The sequence below is a fragment of the Parafrankia sp. EUN1f genome (assembly GCF_000177675.1).
GTDB lineage: Bacteria > Actinomycetota > Actinomycetes > Frankiales > Frankiaceae > Parafrankia.
In genome coordinates, this window is the sequence record NZ_ADGX01000107.1 from 1 (window position 1) to 19,734 (window position 19,734).

General features: G+C 71.0%; 12 protein-coding genes and 1 pseudogene. 9 read left to right on the top strand and 4 right to left on the bottom strand.

Translation table 11 applies throughout. The features are described from left to right. A partial coding sequence (locus FREUN1FDRAFT_RS26380) for a serine/threonine-protein kinase (RefSeq protein WP_198144499.1) occupies positions 1–945 on the bottom strand: 945 nt, incomplete at its 3' end. Between the two features lie 983 nt (positions 946–1,928). On the opposite strand from FREUN1FDRAFT_RS26380, the gene FREUN1FDRAFT_RS26385 reads away from it, so the two are divergent. After that, positions 1,929–2,924 carry an aldo/keto reductase gene (locus FREUN1FDRAFT_RS26385; RefSeq protein ID WP_006543318.1) on the top strand — a complete coding sequence of 332 codons (996 nt, stop codon included), beginning with the start codon at positions 1,929–1,931 and terminating at the stop codon, positions 2,922–2,924. Positions 2,925–2,941: 17 nt separating this feature from the next. Here FREUN1FDRAFT_RS26385 and FREUN1FDRAFT_RS26390 read toward each other — a convergent pair whose 3' ends face one another. From FREUN1FDRAFT_RS26390 to FREUN1FDRAFT_RS26400, 3 genes are all read right to left on the bottom strand, one after another. After that, positions 2,942–4,129 (bottom strand): serine hydrolase, encoded by a 1,188-nt coding sequence (locus tag FREUN1FDRAFT_RS26390; protein WP_232295413.1) that lies wholly within the window; start codon positions 4,127–4,129, stop codon positions 2,942–2,944. 74 nt (positions 4,130–4,203) lie between these two features. Next, positions 4,204–4,791 carry a hypothetical protein gene (locus FREUN1FDRAFT_RS26395; protein WP_006543320.1) on the bottom strand — a complete coding sequence of 196 codons (588 nt, stop codon included), beginning with the start codon at positions 4,789–4,791 and terminating at the stop codon, positions 4,204–4,206. A gap of 1 nt (position 4,792) precedes the next feature. Further along, entirely contained in the window at positions 4,793–5,155 is a 363-nt protein-coding gene (locus tag FREUN1FDRAFT_RS26400; protein WP_006543321.1) for a PadR family transcriptional regulator, read from the bottom strand. A gap of 165 nt (positions 5,156–5,320) precedes the next feature. Here FREUN1FDRAFT_RS26400 and FREUN1FDRAFT_RS26405 point away from each other — a divergent pair, with 165 nt between their 5' ends. From FREUN1FDRAFT_RS26405 to FREUN1FDRAFT_RS26440, 8 genes and pseudogenes are all read left to right on the top strand, one after another. Then, on the top strand, positions 5,321–6,010 hold the full coding sequence (locus FREUN1FDRAFT_RS26405) for a DNA alkylation repair protein (protein WP_035953587.1): 690 nt from the start codon (positions 5,321–5,323) through the stop codon (positions 6,008–6,010). Positions 6,011–6,102: 92 nt separating this feature from the next. Further along, positions 6,103–7,308, top strand: coding sequence for a 4-hydroxyphenylpyruvate dioxygenase (gene hppD / locus FREUN1FDRAFT_RS26410; RefSeq protein WP_006543323.1), 1,206 nt, complete (start codon positions 6,103–6,105; stop codon positions 7,306–7,308). 63 nt (positions 7,309–7,371) lie between these two features. Beyond that, the gene (locus FREUN1FDRAFT_RS26415; RefSeq protein ID WP_006543324.1) at positions 7,372–8,613 is read left to right on the top strand and encodes a homogentisate 1,2-dioxygenase; all 1,242 of its coding nucleotides are present in this window, start codon (positions 7,372–7,374) and stop codon (positions 8,611–8,613) included. Beyond that, the gene (gene fahA / locus FREUN1FDRAFT_RS26420) at positions 8,610–9,836 is read left to right on the top strand and encodes a fumarylacetoacetase (RefSeq protein ID WP_006543325.1); all 1,227 of its coding nucleotides are present in this window, start codon (positions 8,610–8,612) and stop codon (positions 9,834–9,836) included. The genes FREUN1FDRAFT_RS26415 and fahA overlap by 4 nt, the downstream gene beginning before the upstream one ends. Positions 9,837–10,222: 386 nt before the next feature. Continuing rightward, entirely contained in the window at positions 10,223–11,452 is a 1,230-nt protein-coding gene (locus tag FREUN1FDRAFT_RS26425) for a hypothetical protein (protein ID WP_006543326.1), read from the top strand. A 431-nt stretch (positions 11,453–11,883) separates the two neighbouring features. After that, complete coding sequence (locus tag FREUN1FDRAFT_RS26430; RefSeq protein ID WP_006543328.1) at positions 11,884–12,288, top strand: OB-fold-containig protein; 405 nt, start codon at positions 11,884–11,886, stop codon at positions 12,286–12,288. A 16-nt stretch (positions 12,289–12,304) separates the two neighbouring features. After that, positions 12,305–14,398, top strand: coding sequence for a hypothetical protein (locus FREUN1FDRAFT_RS26435; protein WP_006543329.1), 2,094 nt, complete (start codon positions 12,305–12,307; stop codon positions 14,396–14,398). 76 nt (positions 14,399–14,474) lie between these two features. Next, positions 14,475–19,717: pseudogene (locus tag FREUN1FDRAFT_RS26440) on the top strand (DNA repair ATPase). Positions 19,718–19,734 lie beyond the last annotated feature (17 nt).

Here is a 19,734-nt window from a genome sequence, read left to right on the forward strand (position 1 = left end):
CGCTGGCGTGCCGGGCGCTGGCGTGCCGGCGGCCGGCGTTACCGGTGGGACCAGGGCCAGGTCGGTGAGCCAGTCGGAGGCGCTGTCGCGGGCCGCCGCCGCCACCGCCGGGGACGGCATCAGCCCGCCGCCGCCCGGAGCCGGCACCGCGCCCAGCCGCACCAGGCGGCTCAGCAGCTCGTCGGCACTCGGGCGGCGGCGCGGGTCGCGGCGCATCGCGTCCCGCACGACCTCGGTGAGCGCCGGGTCCAGGCCGGCCACGTTCGGATCGCTGTGCATGACCCGGAACATCTGCGCCGGCGAGGGTCCGTCCCCGAACGGCAGGCGACCGGTCCCCGCGAAAAGCACCAGGCCGCCCCAGGCGAACACGTCGGCGGCGCCGGTGACCTCCGTGCCGGTCACCTGCTCCGGTGCCATGAAGGCCGGCGTCCCGACCATTCTCTCGCCGACCTGGGATGTGCTGTCGGCGGCCAGCGCCACGCCGAAATCGATCACCCGCGGGCCGAGCGACGACAGCAGCACATTCGACGGCTTGAGGTCCCGATGCACGAGGCCCGCGCCGTGGATGGCAGTCAGGGCGGCCGCGACGCTCACCGCGACACGTTCGAGATCACCCGACGCGAGCGGTCCGTTCGCGGCGACCGCCTGGTGCAGCGTCGGCCCTGCCACGTACTCGGTGACCAGGTAGGGCGCGCCGTCGGGCGGGTCGACGACGTCGAGCACCTCGGCGGTGCAGAACCGCGCGACCCGGCGGGCGAGGTCGGCCTCACGCCGGAAGCGGGACCGGTACTCGGGCAGCTGCGCGAACTCCGCCCGGATCACCTTCAGCGCCACCAGACGGTCGGGCACGTTGCCTGCGGCGGCCTTGACGTCGCTGGCGCCGCCGACGGTGGCGGTGGCGCCGGCCTGGCCGGCGCGGGGAGTGGCCAGATATACGGTCCCCATCCCACCTGCGCCGAGCCGGCCGAGCAGCCGGTACCGCCCCAGCACACGGGGATCGGTGGCAAGCAGTGGTTTGGTGCCAGGGTGGGTCGCGCCACCGCCGTCAACACGGCCACCGCCGACAGGGCCACCGCCGCCGACAGGGCCACCGCCGCCGACAGGGCCACCGCCGTCAATGGGGCCGCCGCCAACAGGGCCGACATTCCTGCCAGGCGTCGGCGTGATTCCCGGCCGGCGCGTGCTACCTGCGTCGACGGGAGAATTCCCGTTGGCGTTCCGCCCCGTCGAACCGGACGCCGGGGCGTTCTCACGTACGTCCACAACGCCTCCGGACGGCCGAGTCAGCATCGGTGCAGGGCACCGTTTCCGTCGTTACATCCTCGCGGCTTCGCTGCCGAAGAGGCGCCGTTCGGGAATCGGGTTGTGGACCTATCGCGGAGCCGATAGTCGGCCGACAACGAGCCGTGAATGTGCGCATCAGCTCCCGATGCTCGGCCCTGGCGGTTTGCTGTTGATAAACAGCAAACGCGGTGCCGGCTGCCACCACATCGCTCCCGGAACGGGGCGGGCTACTCGCCTCCCGACAGTCGCGGTGGCGCCGATGGCAACAGCCCCGCCTGGCAGGCTGTGACAAGTGCAGGATCTGTACCAGTGTGGGAGCCTGCGGCAGGATCCCGATCTTCGGGCTGTCACCGCTACTTCTGCTGTCGAGCAAGAAATGAGGATTGTGGCTGCTGTAGCAACCGAAATCCTCGCTTCTTGCGGGATGTCAAGTGACTCCCTGTCCTGTTTGCCCCTATCGGCGGTGAATCGTTGGCACTGTGCGGCGGTGATGGGCGAGTCGAGCCAGGGAGTGACACTCCCACGATGAACACTCCTCTCCCGGATCTGTCGGGGCAGCCGCAAGGTGGAGAGGAGCGAAAGCCGCGGTCGACGGTCGACGGTCGACGAAAGCTCGCGGCCGACCGAGAACGAAGGAGAGCACAGTGCAGACACGAACTCTCGGTAGCACCGGACCGTCCGTGGCCGCGCTGGGCCTGGGCGCGATGGGCATGTCGGGCGCCTACGGGGCGTCCGACCGCTCGGAGAGCATCGCCACGGTGCACGCGGCCCTGGACGCCGGCATCACCCTGATCGACACCGGAGACTTCTACGGAATGGGCCACAACGAGCTTCTGCTCGAGGAGGCACTACGTGGCCGGGACCGCGACAGCTATGTGCTGAGCGTCAAGTTCGGCGGGCTGCGCGGGCCGGACGGCCGATTCCTCGGGCAGGACGGCCGTCCCGACGCGGTCCGGAACTTCCTGGCCTACTCGCTGGCCAGGCTCGGCACCGACCACATCGACATCTACCGGCCGGCCCGCCTCGACCCCGCGGTCCCGATCGAGGAGACCGTGGGGGCCGTCAAGGAGATGATCGACGCCGGCTACGTGCGGCAGGTGGGCCTCTCCGAGGTCGACGCCGAGACGATCCGCCGCGCGCACGCCGTCCATCCGATCGCCGACCTGCAGATCGAGTACTCGCTGGTGTCCCGGGCGGTGGAGGCGGAGGTCCTGCCCACGCTGCGGGAGCTGGGCATCGGCCTGACCGCGTACGGAGTCCTCTGCCGGGGCCTGATCTCCGGGCACTGGCGCGCAGGCCAGGTCGCCGGTGCCGGCGACTTCCGCGCCCACAGCCCGCGGTTCTCCACCGGGAACGTGGAGCACAACCTCACCCTGGTGGAGGCGCTGCGCGAGGTCGCGACGGCGAAGGGCGCCACCGTCGCCCAGCTGGCGATCGCCTGGGTGGCGGCCCAGGGCGACGACATCGTGCCCCTGGTCGGCGCCCGGACCCGCGAGCGGCTGGCCGAGGCCCTGCCCGCCCTCGACCTGAAGCTCACCGCGGACGACCTCGCCGAAATCGAGAGGGCCGTACCGGCCGGCTCGGCCCGCGGCGACCGGTACCCCAGCGCCCTCATGCCCTCCCTGGGCGTCGGAAACTGACCCCGGCCCTTCCACGGTCAGGAGCGCGGTGTCCCGCACAGGGCCTGATCGGCCGCCGTTGTGAGTGCGGCCGCGGCGGTCGGTGGGGCGGGATAGATGGTGCTGGCCATCGTGACCGTACGGGAGGTGTCCTCGTTCCAGAACGCCATTGCCTGGTATCCGAAGATGGCGCCGCCGTGGCCCCAGTTCACTCCGCAGCGGTCGGAGACCCGTTCGATCCCGAGGCCATAGCGCAAGCCCGGGTCGGCGGCGTCCTCAACGGTGGTGCTCTTCATCTGCTGGAGCATCCGGGCGCTGAGCAGTTCGCCGCCCATCAGCGCCTGGTAGAAGCGGGACACGTCCTTGACGGTGGAGACGATGGCGCCGGCTGCCCAGGCATGCGACGGATTGAGCGCAGTCACGTCGAACGGTCTGCCGTCGGCCGTGGGAACGAATTCCGGCGGGACGTATCCGTGGGCGTGATAGCCGGGTATGTTCCCGCTGGCGGTGGGAAATGAGGTGTCCGCCAGGCCCAGGGGCCGGAAGATCCGGCGGTGGAGCTCCTCGCCGAGTGAATGATGGGTGACCGACTGGATGAGCAGGCCGGCGACGATGTAGTTGGTGTTGGAGTAAGCCCAGGCGGTACCGGGTGCGAAGGAGCCCGGGTGGGTTTCGGCGATGGCCACGAGTTCCGCCGGGGCGAAGACCCGGTTCGCGGTGATGCCGGCCAGCAGTTTCGGGTCGGCGGTGTAGTCGAACAGGCCGCTGGTGTGGTTGAGCAACTGCCGAACGGTGATCCTGTTCCCGTCGCGCAGCAGGCCCGGTAGCCAGCGTTCCACGGGCCGGTCGAGGGTGAGGCGCCCCTCGCCGACGAGTTGGAGCGCCACGGTGGCGACGAACGTCTTCGTGATGCTGCCGATCCGCACCTTGGCCTGCGGTCGCAAAGGCGCACCGGTGGCCAGGTCGGTGACGCCTGCGGTGACCTGGCGGATCCGGTCGTGCTCCTGCACCCGGACCACGACACCGGGAACGCCCGCGGCGGTGACGTCGCTCAGCAGTGTGCGCAGATCGGGGCTGATCCTCGACGATGTAGCCGGCTCGGAAACCCGCCGCGTCGAAACCCCCTGCGTCGCGGTGCCGGCCAGCGCTGGTGCGGTGCCGGCCAGCGCTGGTGCGGTGCCCGCGAGCAGCGGCGAGATGACAACAGCGATCACGAAGACCGCCACGGCCGGGAGAATCGTGCTGATGCGGCGATACGGCGAGGCGGTTCTCAGGTGCGCCGCCCCCGTCGGCCCGGGCCTCACGCCTGACCGCCGGTCTTCTGATCATCAGTGACAACCGGTCGGGTCTGGTACCGCCGCCAGGCGATTGTCAGCCGCCACAGGCGCCCGGTGACGAATGCTCCGCCGAGCATGAGCACGTAGACCAGCGGCGTCCAGGCTCCGCCAACCGATGTGTGCGTTCCGTCGAGATAGGTGAATGTCTCGTCGCTGATCAGGTAGGGGACCCCGTTCCAGCGAAAGGTGCCGGTGGCCTGCGGGTCGGTCGCGGTGATCCCGGCGTCGAAGGCGACTCTTCCGACGTGCGCTAGCAGTGTCATCACCGCCTCGACGAGGAAGATGGTGAGCGCCGCGGCTCCCCAGGACGGCCGCCGGGTGAGTTCGCCGTATTCGGCGGAGAGATAGCCGGCCGCGAGGACCCGCAGATCACCGAGCTGACGCACGGCCTGCCGGGCGCCGACATCCTCGGCGGCGGCCCACAGGTTGTCGCGCAGCTCCCGCCGCTTGGCGATCCGGGATCTGCGTGGCAGGTCCTGCAGGCGGGCGTCGAACGTCCACACGGCGCGTTCGACACGCAGCCGGTCGAGAGTTCCCCGTGATGTGGCCATGTCAGATGTCCTCCGTCGAGGTGGGTGGGTCGGGGAGGGGGCGGACGAGCGTGGGATGGACCACCGCGGCCAGTGACAGCCAGCTCGCGGTGCCTTCCGCCAGGGCCTCGGTGCCGGCCGCGGTCGGCCGGTAGTACTTGCGGGCCGGGCCGGATCGGGACGCGACCAGCCGCGCCTCCACCCGGCCCTCGCGTTCCAGGCGGGCCAGCGCCGGATACACGCTGCCCTCGGTGATGTCCGTCAGGCCGAGCTGCCGCAGCCGCTGAACGACCTCGTAGCCGTACGACTCATGCTCGGCGAGCAGCCGAAGCAACAGCAGTGACAGGACGCCCTTGAGAAGTTGGGGATCATGTGTCGGCGCCATGGATGCAAGCTAAGCCTGGTACTCGGCATCGTCAAGTAGTGGGCATTGGCGAGCCCGATGTCGGGGACCGGACACCCGCCGACCGGGCAGTGCGATGCCGTGCCGTGCCGCACCGTGGGGGCGGGCAGCATGTCAACCGTGGCGCGTAACGAGACGGGTGCGGAGATGGCCGACGGTCAGCTGGTCGCGGCGGTGCGAGCGGCGCTCGCCGGCGCCGCCGACCCGGCGAGGGCGCCGGCCATGCAGGCGTACATGAAGTCGGACATGCTCTTCCGCGGCGTACCGAAGCCCGTCCGGGAACGGGCGCTGCGTCCCGTCCTGGCCGAGCGGACCCTGCCCAGCCAGTCCAGCTGGAGGGCGACCGTCCAGGCGCTGTGGCGGGAGGCGGAGTACCGCGAGGAGCGGTATGCGGCGATCGACCTGACCGGTCACCGTGCCTATCGCGCCTACCAGCGCGTGGACACGCTGGACCTCTACGAAGAAATGATCACTACCGGTGCCTGGTGGGACTACGTCGACGAGATCGCCTCCCGCCGGGTCGGCCCGCTGCTCGCCGCGGACCCCGCCGCGATCCGCCCCGTGATGCTGCGGTGGAGCCGTGACGGCGACCTGTGGCGGCGCCGGACGTCGATCATCTGCCAGCTGTCCTTCAAGGCCGCGACCGACCTGGACCTGCTGTACGCCTGCATCGACGCCAACCTCGACGACCGTGACTTCTTCATCCGCAAGGCCATCGGATGGGCGCTGCGCCAGTATGCCTGGACGAACCCGACCGAGGTCCGCCGCTTCGTCACGGCCCGCGGGGACGCCCTGTCACCTCTCTCACGCCGCGAGGCCCTGAAGAACATCGGCTGAGCCCTTCTCGTGCGGTGCCTCGGGGGGAGGCGCTTGAAAACCCGTCTGAGGCGTGATGGCCTGTCGGGGGAGCGCGATGGTGAGGGGGCGACATGCCATCCGATCAGGCTGTTAATGACCTGGAACGCCTGGCTGATCTGAGTGTGGAGCAGTTGGGGCGGCTGGTTGGTCTGGTGGAGTACGACTCGTCCGCGGACCCTTTCCCCGTTTCCGGGTGGGATGGGCTGATCTGGGTCGTCGGCAACGCGGTGCAGGCCGCGCACTACTTCCAGTCGGCGTTCGGGATGGAGCTGGTGGCCTATTCGGGGCCGGAGAACGGAAATCGCGACCATCGTGCCTATGTGCTGCGGTCCGGGGCGGCCCGTTTCGTGGTCAAGGGCGCATACGACCCGGCCAGCCCGCTGGTCGAGCACCATCGGCGGCATGGTGACGGAATCGTCGACATCTCCCTCGAGGTGCCGGATGTCGACCGGTGCGTCGGCCACGCCGCGGCGCAGGGCGCGACCGTCGTCGCGCAGCCGCACGACGTCCGGGACGAGCATGGTCTCGTGCGGATGGCCACGATCGCGGCGTACGGGGACACCGTGCACACGCTGGTGGACCGCTCGCGCTACCAGGGCGTCTACCTGCCGGGCTACGAGCCGCGGGCCTCGACGGTGCGCCGGCGCCCGGGCGCGCCGGAACGGCTGTTCCAGGCCGTCGACCACGTCGTCGGCAACGTGGAGCTCGGCCGGATGGACCGATGGGTCGAGTTCTACAACCGGGTCATGGGCTTCACGAACCTGGCCGAGTTCATCGGCGGCGACATCGCCACCGAGTACTCGGCGCTGATGAGCAAGGTCGTCGCCAGCGGAAACCACCGGGTGAAGTTCCCGCTCAACGAGCCGGCGGCCGGGCGGCGGAAATCGCAGATCGACGAGTTCCTGGAGTTCTACGGCGGCCCCGGTGCCCAGCATGTGGCGCTGGCGACGGACGACATCATCGCCACCTATGACGCGATGGTCGCCGAAGGGGTGGAATTTCTGCCGACGCCGGCCTCCTACTACGAGGACCCGCGGCTGCGAGCCCGCATCGGCTCGGTCCGGGTGCCCGTCGAGGAGCTTTCCCGCCGGGGGATTCTGGTCGACCGGGACGAGGACGGCTACCTCCTGCAGATCTTCACGAAACCACCCGTGGACCGCCCGACGGTCTTCTTCGAGCTGATCGAGCGGCACGGGTCGCTCGGGTTCGGAAAGGGTAATTTCCAGGCGCTGTTCGAGGCGATCGAACGCGAGCAGGAGAAGCGCGGAAACTTCTGACGGAAAGCCGGGACCGGCGACTGGCAGGGATGACCGGCGGCGATGAGGCAGGAAGGTGCCCAGATGGCCTATTACCGGCAGGTGGGCGACGTCCCGCCGAAGCGGCACACCCAGTTCCGCCGGCCCGACGGAGGCCTGTACCGCGAGGAGCTCGTCGGCACGGAGGGGTTCTCGGCCGACTCGTCGCTGCTCTACCACCGCTTCGTCCCGTCGGCGATCGCCGGCGCCCGAGCGTGGGAGCTGCCGAACCAGGCACTGGTCGCGAACAGCCCGCTGCGGCCCCGGCACCTGAGGCTGCCGGAGCTCTTCCCCGGCGAGGAGCACAAGGCGGTCGACGCGGTCACCGGGCGGCGGCTGCTGCTGGGGAACGGCGACGTCCGCATCTCGTATGTGGTGGCCGCGCTGCCGTCGCCCTACTACCGCGACGCGGTGGGGGACGAGTGCGCCTTCGTCGAGGGCGGCGGCGCCACGGTGGAGACGTCGTTCGGCGCCCTGGAGGTGGGGCACGGCGACCTCGTCGTGCTGCCCCGCGGCGTGATCCACCGGTGGCTGCCCACCGGGCCGGATCCGCTGCGCCTGTACGTGGTCGATGCGTCCAGCCACATCGCGCCGCCGAGCCGGTACCTCACCCGGTACGGCCAGTTCCTGGAGCAGGCGCCGTACTGCGAGCGGGACCTGCGGGCGCCGGCCGAACCGATGCTCGCCGACGGCACGGACGTCGAGGTCCACGTCCGCCACCGGGCCGGCGGGCCGGAGGGGCTGGCGGGCACGGTGCACGTGTTCCCCGAGCACCCCTTCGACGTCGTCGGCTGGGACGGATGCCTGTACCCGTACGCCTTCAACGTCGCCGACTTCGAACCGATCACCGGGCGGGTGCACCAGCCACCGCCGGTGCACCAGGTCTTCGCCGGCCGGGACTTCGTGATCTGCGCCTTCGTGCCGCGCAAGGTCGACTACCACCCGCGGTCGGTCCCCGTGCCGTACTACCACTCCAACGTCGACTCGGACGAGGTGATGTTCTACGTCGCCGGGGACTACGAGGCCCGTCGGGGGTCGGGGATCGGCCGCGGCTCGGTCTCGCTGCATCCCGGCGGCCACACCCACGGTCCGCAGCCCGGCGCCGTCGAGCGTTCTCTCGGCGCCGAGTTCTTCGACGAGCTCGCGATCATGGTGGACACGTTCCGTCCGCTCGGCCTGGGGGAGGGGGCGCTGGCCGTCGACGACCCGGGCTACGCCTGGACCTGGGCGGGGGCGGAAGGCGCGACGAGCGCGGGCCCGGCCACGGCCTTTCCGGGCGCCGGATGAGCGTGCGCCCACTCGCCACGAGCTGGCTGGAGATCCCTGCCGGCAGCGGGTTCGGCCTGGAGAACCTGCCGTACGGCGTGTTCTCCACCGGCCGCGACGACAGGCCGCGCAGCGGCGTCGCGATCGGTGACCAGATTCTCGATCTCACCGGTGTCACCGGCGATCCGGTGCACAGCACCGGTTCGCTGAACGCCTTCATGGCCCAGGGGCCGCGGCGGTGGCGGGCGCTGCGCGCCGATCTGGTCGCCTGGCTGACCGGCGAGCGCCACCGCCCCCGCGTCGAACCACACCTCGTGCCCCGCGACGAGGCGCGCCTCCACCTGCCGGTCGAGATCGCGGACTACGTCGACTTCTACAGCTCGCGGGACCACGCGGAGAACCTCGGCCGGATCCTCCGCCCGGGCGGTGTGCCGCTGACACCCAACTGGCTGCACATGCCCCTCGGGTACCACGGGCGCGCGGGGACCGTGGTGGTCTCGGGCACGCCGGTGACCCGGCCCCGCGGCCAGCGCAGAGGCCCGGCGGACGACAGACCCGACTTCGGGCCGTCGCAACGGCTGGACATCGAGGCGGAGATCGGGTTCGTCGTGGGGGCCCCGTCCCCGGCGGGGCGGCCGGTGGCGCTGGCGGACCTGCCCCGGCACGTGTTCGGCGTGTGTCTTCTCAACGACTGGTCGGCGCGTGACCTGCAGGCCTGGGAGTACGTGCCGCTCGGCCCCTTCCTGGGGAAGTCCTTCCTCACCTCGGTCTCCCCGTGGGTGGTGCCGCTCGCGGCGCTGGAGGCGGCCCGGGTCCGGCCGCCGCGCCGGGACGTGACGCCGCTGCCCTATCTCGACGACGCCGAGGCGGCGCCGTGGGGCCTGGACATCCGGCTGGAGGTACGGCTGAACGGGCACCTGGTCAGCCGCCCGCCTTTCAGGCTCATGTACTGGACGCCGGCCCAGCAGCTGGCGCATCTGACGGTCAACGGCGCCTCGCTGCGAACGGGCGACCTGTTCGCCTCCGGAACGGTCTCCGGCCCGGCCCGGGATCAGCGTGGGTCGTTCATCGAGCTGTCGTGGGGCGGCCGGGAACCGCTGGAGCTGCCGGACGGATCCGTCCGCGTGTTCCTGCAGGACGGTGACCATGTCACCATCACCGCCGTCGCCCCGGGCCACCACGGCGAGACCCTGTCGTTCGGTGAGGTCGCCGGCCACGTTCAGCCACCAGCCGCGCTGGACTGACAAGCGAGACGGCGACGGGCGGGACGGCGACAGGCTGCCGACCAGTCGGGGAGGCTTGCCGCGGCGCTGGCGGGAGGCGGCACGGGACGGCTCGGGCGGCCGGCGTCAGCGCGAATCGCCACATGGAAAAACTGACGAAAAACTGACGGTGTGAGCTCGCGCTGAGAATGCCCAGAACTTTCGGTGTGAATTCGTGCTACTGATTCGGTCGGGCTTCCCGGAGCCGGCCAGGAAAGTCCAGTCCACTACGGGCGCCATAGCTGTCGATCATGGTATGGTCGCGCCTCGGATTCTGCGTCAATGAATGCGCTCTGTCGTGTCGTGAATGGGGGAGGAACTTGCCTGGATCTGGAGTTGGAGCTCGTTTAGCCGCGTTAGGGTTGTCGGTGGCGCTGGCCTTCGCCCTACTCGGCTCGGGATCGGGCGGCGCCGCCACCGCCGATCCCGGATCACGGGTGGGGGATCCGCTCTGCGCCCGCCCGGACAACTCCGCGCTCGTGGGGTCACCCCGTCTCGGGGCCGGATACCTGAAGGGTGAGGAATGGCTGGCGGGAGAAAAGGGCCAGGAGGCTGTGAGGGCGCTGAACAGCCGCCTCGGTCGGGAAGGGGCCAGGGTCCTCGGAGCGGTGCCGGATCACGACCGGAAGCGGATCCTCGTCGTGATCGACTCAGGCGGCACCTCACGTGACTACATGGCGCGACTCGAGGCGGATCTGGCCAGGGTGGCGCCGGCGATACACCCGCAGGTCCGGGCGAGCTGCCATCCACGTGGGCCTCTCGACGAGGCCGTGAAGCGGCTTGTGGCCAACACGCTCGGGATCAGGGGCTCCTACGGATTCACGATCGACGCCGCGACGGCGACGATCGACCTGGTGACCGCGAGCCCACCCGAGCCGGCCAGAGTGCGGCGGGCTCTCGGTGACACCACCAGGGTTCGCCAGGGCAGAACGGCTCCGTTCCAGGGGGCGCGGACGGGCGACTCCTCACCCCACTTCGGCGACGCGGCGATCGAGACGCCGGCCGGCGGCTGCTCCTCGAACTTCTCCTATGTGCGCAACACCGACGGAACGCCGGTGGCCGCGACGGCCGGGCACTGCGGAGAGGGAACCTGGAACTCCGGGGCGAACATCGTGGGAACGGTCGTGCGCAACGGCCTTCCTGCGGCCGACGCCGAGCTGTTGTACGCCGCCGGCCAGTCCTACACGAACACAATTCATGTGACACCTGGGTTCCCGGCGGTGAGGACTGTCGTCGGCAAACACGACCTCACCCTCAATGAGTACGCGTGCCTGGGCGGCAGGACGACGCTCTCCGACTGCGGGGCCTGGGTCAGCTCGACCACGTACTACCAGTGCTATCTCGAGGGCTGCTGGAACTTCATCCGGCTCTTCCGCTTCAGCCTGCCGGGAGACCCGATCTGCGATCACGGGGACTCCGGAGGCGTCGTCTACCAGAAATCCGGGGCCTCGAGTGCGATCGCGAACGGAATGATCAATGCGGGAACGGTCGACCTGTTCGGGAACCCGCTGTACCTTTTCGGTGGCTACGACTGCTGGACAACCCGGATCTCCGCCATCGAATCGGCTCTGGACGTGACCCTGCGGACGACACCGTGAGGTAGCCGCCGCATCAGTGAGCCTTGAGGGCCCCACCGGGTAGGGCGATGTGCCTTCGCCCGGGCGGGGCCCTTCGTCGTCTGGGCCCGGGTACCCCGCGCCGGCGGTGGCAGGCCGGCTGGCCGGACCTTCCCGTGTCGTAGCCGAGCCCGCCGAGGGTGTAGCGCTCCACTACCGGCGAATGGTCTGGTCGTTCTAGGTTTGCCAACGTGGGCGTTCCGGCGGGAGGGAATGCCCGCCGAGCAGGTGCGGCACGCGCCGGGGGAGGTAATGTAGTTGTCCACGACAGGTCACCCGAAAATCGTCCGCGTGTTCGCCGAGAACACCACCCGGATGGACGGCCACGGGTACGTGTACTTCACCATGGAAAACGCGGATCAACGCCACCGCTGATCGTCGTGTTCTCCGCTGTCAATCCACGGGATGCGGCAGTGCTTGACCACATCGAGCTTGACGCGTCATTCCACGTCGCGCTGGCCGTGGTGGCGGTCGCGGTGGCGCTGGTCGGTGCCTGGCTCCTCGTCCGCCTGCTGCTCTTCCCGCTGCGCCGGCTGCTGCGACGGCGGCGTGGGGCGGCAACTTCCCGCTCCGAGCTGCTGGGGCGGCTGTGCGTCATCCACACCGGCCGGGTGGGGCCTGAGTTCGGCCAGGCGGAGGTCAGGGCCGACGACGGCTCGTCCGTGCTGATCCAGGTGCGACATCCCGAGAACAACCCGCTGCTGCGGGCCGGCAGCTCCGCCGTGATCTACGGCTATGACGCCGCCCGCGAGATCTTCTGGGTGAGTCCGCTGGACTTCATCCGCGAACTGGACCGGGACCGCCCCATCGCAGACTGAGAGCGTAGGAAAGCGCATGAGTCTTATCACCATCCTCCTGGGCGTGTTCTTCGGTGTGGTAATTCTTGCCGCGCTGGGCGCCGTTGTCGCGGTCAGTCGCCTGTCCCGGCAGGTGGAGCAGGGAAAAGCGCTGATCGTATCGCGTTCCAAGAAGGTGGACGTCACGTTCACCGGAGCGATCGTCCTGCCGATCATCAACAAGGCGGAGGTGATGGATATCTCCGTGAAGACGATCGAGATCCGGCGGACCGGCCGGGAGGGGCTGATCTGCCAGGACAACATCCGAGCCGACATCCGCATCACCTTCTTCGTCCGGGTCAACAAGACGGTCGAGGATGTCATCAAGGTGGCGCAGGCGATCGGCACCGCTCGGGCCAGTGACCAGGCGACCCTGCAGGAGCTCTTCATCGCCAAGTTCTCGGAGGCGCTGAAGACAGTCGGCAAGAAGTTCGACTTCGTCGACCTCTACACGAAGCGCAAGGAATTCCGCGACGAGATCATCGAGGTCATCGGCACCGACCTGAACGGCTACGTCCTGGAGGACGCCGCCATCGACTTCCTCGAGCAGACCCCGATGACCCAGCTCGACCCGGCCAACATCCTTGACGCCCAGGGCATCCGGAAGATCACTGAGCTGACGGCGATCGAGCATGTCCGCACCAACGACTATCAGCGCCAGGAGGAGAAGGAGGTCACCCGCCAGGATGTCGAGGCGCGGGAGACGATTCTCGAGCTCGAAAGGCGGCAGGCCGACGCCGAGACGAAGCAGCAGCAGGAGATCGCGACCGCGCGGGCCCGGGAAGAAGCCGAGACTGCCCGGGTGCAGGCCGAGGAGCGCCTGAAGGCCACCTCCGCGGCACTGCGCGCCGACGAACTGCTCGGCATCCAGAAGGAGAACCAGGCCCGGGAGATCGCCGTCGCCGAGAAGAACCGGCAGCGGGTCATCGCCATCGAGACCGAGCGGATCGAGAAGGACCGCCAGCTCGAGGTCGTCGCCCGCGAGCGGGAGATCGCGCTGTCCCAGGCCGCGATGGACAAGGAGCTGGAGGTGCAGAAGCAGGCGGTCGCCGAGGTGGTCCGTGACCGGATCGCGGTGGATCTGACGGTCGCCGAGCAGGAGGAGAACATCAAGCGGCTGCGGGCCGTGGAAGATGCCGAGCGCCTGAGGCAGGCCCTGGTGATCGAAGCGGAAGCCGAGGCCCAGCAGGCTCTTGTCAAGGACATCAAGGCGGCCGAGGCCGCCGAGCAGGCTGCCGTGCACAAGGCGCAGGAGGCGGTGATCCTCGCCGAGGCCCGCCAGCGATCCGCGGATCTGGACACCCGCGCCAAGATCCAGCTGGCCCAGGGCATCCAGGCCGAGGCCGCCGCCAAGGGGCTCGCCGCGGCCGTGGTGCGGGAACGGGAGGCGGAGGCGATCGAGAAGGTCGGCCGGGCCGAGGCCGTGGTCGACCGCGAGAAGGCACTGGTCGCCGCGGCGGCGATCCGGGAGCGGCTGCGGGGTGAGGCCGACGGCCTCACCGAGAAGGCGACGGCGATGGCGGCGCTGGACGAGGCGAGCCGAGGCCACGAGGAGTACCGACTGCGGCTGGAAGCCGAGAAGGAGATCCGGCTCGCCGGCCTCGACATCCAGCGTCGGATCGCCGAGTCCCAGGCCACGGTGCTGGCGGCCGGTCTGGAGAGCGCCGACATCGACATCGTCGGCGGCGAGAGCATGTTCTTCGACCGGCTGCTGAGCTCGATCACCATGGGCCGGGCCGTGGACGGCTTCGTCGAGCACTCCGACGTCGTCGGGGGCCTGGCGGGCCGGTGGCTGGACGGCTCCGCCGACTTCACCGCGGATCTGACCAGGGTGCTCGGTTCGCTGGGCTCCGGTGACGTCCAGAACCTCACGGTGTCGGCGCTGCTGCTGCAGCTGATCAAGGGCGGTGGGCTGGACGCCGGGAAGCTGCGGGAGCTGGCGGACGCGGCCGCCGCCGCGGCGGCCCAGCCGCAGACCGCGACCGCGACGACGTTGGAGGCCGCGACGACGTCCGCCAGGACGGCGAAGGCCGCCACCGTGGCGACGCCCTCGGTCACCCGTACCACCCCCGGCCGTGGCACCACCCGCTGAGGCCGGGGGCGTGGACCCGGACCCGACCGACCTGGACCCGACCGACCTGGACCCGACCGACCTGGACCCGACCGACCTGGACCCGACCGACGCAGCCCGCTCCGCCGACCAGGGCGCTCCCGACCGCGACACCTACGAGGTGCTGCGGGCCCGGTTGGCCGAGCAGGCGGCGGAGCTGACCCGCCGGGCCGACGCCCTCAACGCCCGCCGGCTGGCGGTGTTCGGTGGCAGCGAGCTCCGCCTGCTCGGTGCCGAGCAGGTCAGCACGCGACGTCCCGGTGTGGCGCAGGACATCGCGGCGCTCGGGGAGCACCTGCTGCTCGGCTGCAACGTGCCCACCGCGCTGCCCGCCGCCTCCGCGCCCGACGGGGAGACGGCGGGGGTGGCGGGAGCCGCGGGGGCGGTCACCGACTACTTCTCACTGCACCGCCTGGTCCGGGCCGTCGGCGGCGCCGCCGCCACGGAGACCGGTGGGCCCCGGTTCCGGCCGGACGGCGTCGACGTGGGCGCTGCCGGGAGCGAAGGCCCGGACGTCGGCGACGCCCTCGGCGGGGACGACGGCCGGGGCGGAGACGTCCGGCCCGGCGTGCTGCGCGACCCGACGCTGCATCGTGACCTTCGCGAGCTGGTCCGGTACTACCGTGACACCCGACTGCTGCGGCTGCGCCGCCTCGACGACAGAATGCTCGCCGTCTTCCAGACCGGCCGCCGGCCGGAGGACATCCGGGTGCTGCGGTGGCGGACCGGAACCGACGGCGCCGTCGACTACCTGGACAACCTCGGTGAGCGCGACCACGTCCCCCCGCCGGTGGACGACCTCGACTGGACCGCGGTCAGCCGCGACGACCATGTCCTCGGGCGCTACCCGCACGTGTCCGTCCAGGGGGCCGTGTTCGTCTCGACGGTCGGCGGGGCCCTCACCGTCAAGACCGAGAACGACACCGAGAACCCGGACGGGATCTACCGCGAGCCCGTGGACGAGCCGCTGCAGAGCCTGGCCGACGCCGAGATCTGGCACGCCCGGGTCGGGCCGCTCCTCGTGCTGCGGATCCGGCCGTACAAGGAGACCAGGTGGCGGTACCTGGTGTTCAACACCCGCAGCGCGCGGATCGTGCGCGTCGACGGGATCGGGCAGGGATGCCGGCGGCTGCCCGCGGAGCAGGGAATCATCTTTCCCGACGGCTACCACCTGACCACCGGTGCCGTCCGCGCCTTCGACACCGACACCTCCGACCTGGAGTTCGACCGGGTCATTCACGCCCCCGGCGGCGAGGACGTGCTCTACGTCTTCCACGCCCGGGCCACGGGCCGGTTCCTTCTGCTGCCCTACAACGTGATCCGCCAGGACGTCGCGACCCCGCTCACCTGCCACGGGTATGCCCTGTTCGGTGACGGCACGCTGGTGTTGCTGCGGACCCCGTCCACGCGGCCCACCCGGGCCCACGCCGTGCAGATCTGGCAGACGCCGTACGGGCACGCGGTCAGGTCCGTGACCGTGACCGGCAGCGGGCCGCTGGAGCGGATCGGTAACGCGGACCTGGTGCAGGGGATCTCGGACTGCGTCTCGGTGGCGCGTCTGGCGGCCCAGACGACGCCGTCGCGCGCCGGGCTCGACGCGCTGATCGGCGCCTGCGGGCGGGCGTTCGACCGCTACCACTGGCTGGGCGACGCGGATCTCGGCGATCTGGGCGATCTGGGCGGGCCACTGGAGCAGGTCCGGGCCATCGCCGGGCAGGTGCTCGAGGAGTTCGCGACGGTCCAGGCGCTCACCGAGGCAGCCCGGGCGACGCTGGCCGACACCGCCGCCGAGATCGACATCCTGCTCCGGCGGGTCCGCGACAAGGCCCCGCAGAACGCCGGCGCGGCGGTGGCGGCACTCGCCGACCTGCGCCGGGCGCAGGGCCGCCTGGTGGCCCTGCGCGACGTCCGCTACGTCGACCTGGCTCGGATCGACGTCCACGCGGCCGAGCTGGACGCCGAGATCACGGCCGCCGGCCGGCGCGCGGTGGAGTTCCTGCACGACGATGAGGCCTTCGTCGACTACCACGCCGAGACCGACCGGCTGGCCGGGCAGGCGGCGACCATCACCAGCGCCGCGGCCGCGACACCGATCGCCGACCGCCTCGCCGAGCAGGCCACCGGCCTGGATGCCGTCGTCGAGATCGTCACCGGTCTCGACATCGTCGACACCACCGTCCGCACCCACATCCTGGACCGGATCGGGGAGGTCTTCGCCGAGGCCAACCGGGTCCGGGCCATCCTGGACGCCCGCCGCGGGCAGCTGTTCGACACCGAGAGCCGGGCCGTGTTCGCGGCCGAGCTCACGCTGATCGGCCAGGCCGTCAACGCGGCGCTGGCGGTGGCCGACACACCCGAGCGCTGCGACGAGCAGCTGGGACGGCTGCTCGTCTCGCTGGAGCGCCTGGAGGCGCGCTTCGGTGAATCCGACGACGCCGGCGAGCAGGTCGCGGCCCGCCGGGCCGACCTCTACGACACGTTCTCCGCCCGCCGCCAGGAGCTGGTGCAGGCACGGACCCGGCGGGCCGGCCGGCGAGCCGACTCGGCCGGGCGGATCCTGGCCGGCATCCGTCGCCGCTGCACGGACCTGCGCACCCTCGACGAGATCAACACCTACTTCTCGACCGACCCGATGGTGACCACGCTGCACGGCATCATCGCCAAGCTGCGTTCGCTCGGGGAGCCGATCCGCGCGGACGAGATCGCCGGCCGGGTCGAGGCGGCGCGCCTGGACGCCCGCCGCGCCCTGCGCGACCGGGTCGACCTCTACGCGGGCGACGACGTCATCCGCCTCGGGCGCCACCTGTTCGCGATCAACACCCAGCCGCTCGACATCGCTCTCGTCCCCGACGGGGACCGGCTGGCGTTCGTGATCACCGGGACGGACTACCGCCGCCCGGTCCGCGACGCATCCTTCGAGGGGACCAGGTCGTTCTGGGACCAGCCGCTGCCGTCGGAGTCGGCGCGGGTGTACCGGGCCGAGTACCTGGCCACGCGGATCCTCGCCGACGCGGTGGCCGGTGCCGCCGGGCTTTCCGTCGCCGCGCTGGTCAAGGCGGCGGACAGCGAGGCCGACCTGCTTGATCTGGTGCGCAGGGCGGCCGGGAACCGCCACGACGAAGGGTACGAGCGCGGCGTCCACGACCGGGACGCGGCCAGGATCCTCGCCGCGCTGGCCCGGTCCTACGCGCAGGCGGGGCTGCTGCGCTACCCGCCGGCGGCGCGGGCCGCCGCCCAGCTGTTCTGGGCCTACGGCACCGACATCGCGGGCCGGGTGGCCTGGGGCCGCCGGGCCGTGTCGCTGGCCCGGGCGCGGGCCGTTTTCGGCCCCGCCCACCAGCCGGGCTCGGCCGGCCCCCACCAGGGGGGCCCGGAACAGATCGGTGACCTGTGCGCCGAGCTCGCCGCTGCCGTGGCGCGGTTTCTCACGGGCCCGGGGGCGGTCGCCGGCGCTGACAACGGCAGCGGTGCTGGCAGCGGCAGCGGTGCTGGCAGCGGCGCCGGAACTGGCGCTGGCAGTGGCAGTGGCATCGGCGCTGGCAACGGCTCCGGCCGCGCCGACTCGGCCAGCATCGCCAGCCTGACCGCCCTCGTCGAGCGGACCGGCGGAGTCGACCTCGTCGGGGAGTACCTGTTCGAGGAGCTCGCCGGCGAGCCCACCGGATTCGTCACCGGCGCCGCCGCCCGCGAGCTGCTCGCCGGCTTCCGACGAGCGCTCGGGGAACGGGGGCCGGCGACGACTTCGACCACGATCTGCTCGCCTTCGACGACGATCTGGCTGCCGGGCACCAGCTCGCGACGGCCTGGCTGGGCGCGTTCCACGCGTCCCGCGCGGTCGATGCCGCGGGCCCCGAGAAAGCCACGGGCCCCGGGGAAGCGGTGAGCGTCGGCGAAGCCGTGGGTGCTGTGAGCGTCGGGGCCGACCTGACGGAGGCGGTGGCCGTGCTGGTCTGCGGTTCGCGGCTGCCCCGGCACGACTCGTCGGCCAACCTGGAAGCCGGCGTCGACGGCCTGCTCGGCAGCCACCCGCGCATCGACGGCGGGCGTCTTGAGCTACGCCTCGACGAGACACTGGCGCGCACCCGCCGGTTCCACACCGAGCGGGTCCCCGCCTACCGCGCCTACCGGCGGCAGCGGGACGAGCTGATCTCCCAGGAACGCCGGCGGCTGCGGCTGGAGGAGTACCAGGCGACGCCGCCGGGCGGCTTCGTCCGTAACCGGCTCGTCGACGAGGTCTACCTGCCGCTCGTCGGTGCGAACCTGGCCCGCCAGCTCGGGACCGCGGGCGACGGCACGAATCCGGACCGCATGGGCCTGCTGCTGCTCGTCTCCCCACCCGGATACGGCAAGACCATGCTGATGGAATATGTGGCGAGCCGCCTCGGCCTGGTGTTCGTGAAGGTCGACGGGCCCTCGCTCGGCGGCGCCGTCACGTCGCTCGACCCCGCCGCCGCACCCGACGCGGCCGCCCGCCGCGAGATCGAGAAGGTCTCCTTCGCGCTTGAGCTGGGCAGCAACGTGCTGCTCTACCTGGACGACATCCAGCACACCGCGCCCGAGCTGCTGGAGAAGTTCGTCCCGCTGTGTGACACCCAGCGTCGGATGGACGGTGTCTGGGACGGCGCGAGCCGCACCTACGACCTGCGCGGCAAACGCTTCGCCGTGTGCATGGCGGGCAACCCGTACACCGAGTCCGGTGGACGGTTCCGCGTGCCGGACATGCTCGCCAACCGCGCCGACGTGTGGAACCTCGGTGACGTCCTTTCTGGCCGGGACGATCTGTTCGCCCGCAGCTATCTGGAGAACGCGGTCACGTCGAACCCGGTGCTGGCCCCGCTGGCCGGCCGCGAGCGCGCCGACCTGGAACTTCTGATCCAGATGGCCCAGGGCGACTCGGCAGCGCGGCCGGATCGGCTCAGCCATCCGTATCCGCCGGCCGAGCTGGACCAGATCCTGGCCGTGCTGCGGAAGCTGGTGCGCGTCCAGCAGGTCGTGCTCGCCGTCAACCGGGCCTACATCGCCTCGGCCGGGCAGAACGACGCGGACCGCAACGAGCCGCCCTTCCTGTTGCAGGGCTCCTACCGGAACATGAACCGGCTGGCGGAGCGGATCGTCCCGGTGATGAACGACGAGGAGCTGGACGCCCTGATCGCCGACCACTACCTCGCCGAGGCGCAGACCCTCACCTCCGGCACGGAGGCGAACCTGCTCCGGTTCGCCGAGCTGTGCGGCGCGCTGACTCCGGAGCAGGCCACCCGTTGGGCCGAGGTGAAGGCCCGCTACCGGCGCAGCCGGGAGTAGCCGCAGGAAGCAGCGGC

What these genes read in the sequence shown, in the direction of transcription:
- FREUN1FDRAFT_RS26405 (WP_035953587.1), top strand. Translation starts at nt 5,321, where the DNA reads ATGGCCGACGGTCAGCTGGTCGCGGCGGTGCGAGCGGCGCTCGCCGGC.
- FREUN1FDRAFT_RS26395 (WP_006543320.1), bottom strand. Translation starts at nt 4,791, where the DNA reads ATGGCCACATCACGGGGAACTCTCGACCGGCTGCGTGTCGAACGCGCC.
- FREUN1FDRAFT_RS26415 (WP_006543324.1), top strand. Translation starts at nt 7,372, where the DNA reads ATGGCCTATTACCGGCAGGTGGGCGACGTCCCGCCGAAGCGGCACACC.
- fahA (WP_006543325.1), top strand. Translation starts at nt 8,610, where the DNA reads ATGAGCGTGCGCCCACTCGCCACGAGCTGGCTGGAGATCCCTGCCGGC.
- hppD (WP_006543323.1), top strand. Translation starts at nt 6,103, where the DNA reads ATGCCATCCGATCAGGCTGTTAATGACCTGGAACGCCTGGCTGATCTG.
- FREUN1FDRAFT_RS26435 (WP_006543329.1), top strand. Translation starts at nt 12,305, where the DNA reads ATGAGTCTTATCACCATCCTCCTGGGCGTGTTCTTCGGTGTGGTAATT.
- FREUN1FDRAFT_RS26400 (WP_006543321.1), bottom strand. Translation starts at nt 5,155, where the DNA reads ATGGCGCCGACACATGATCCCCAACTTCTCAAGGGCGTCCTGTCACTG.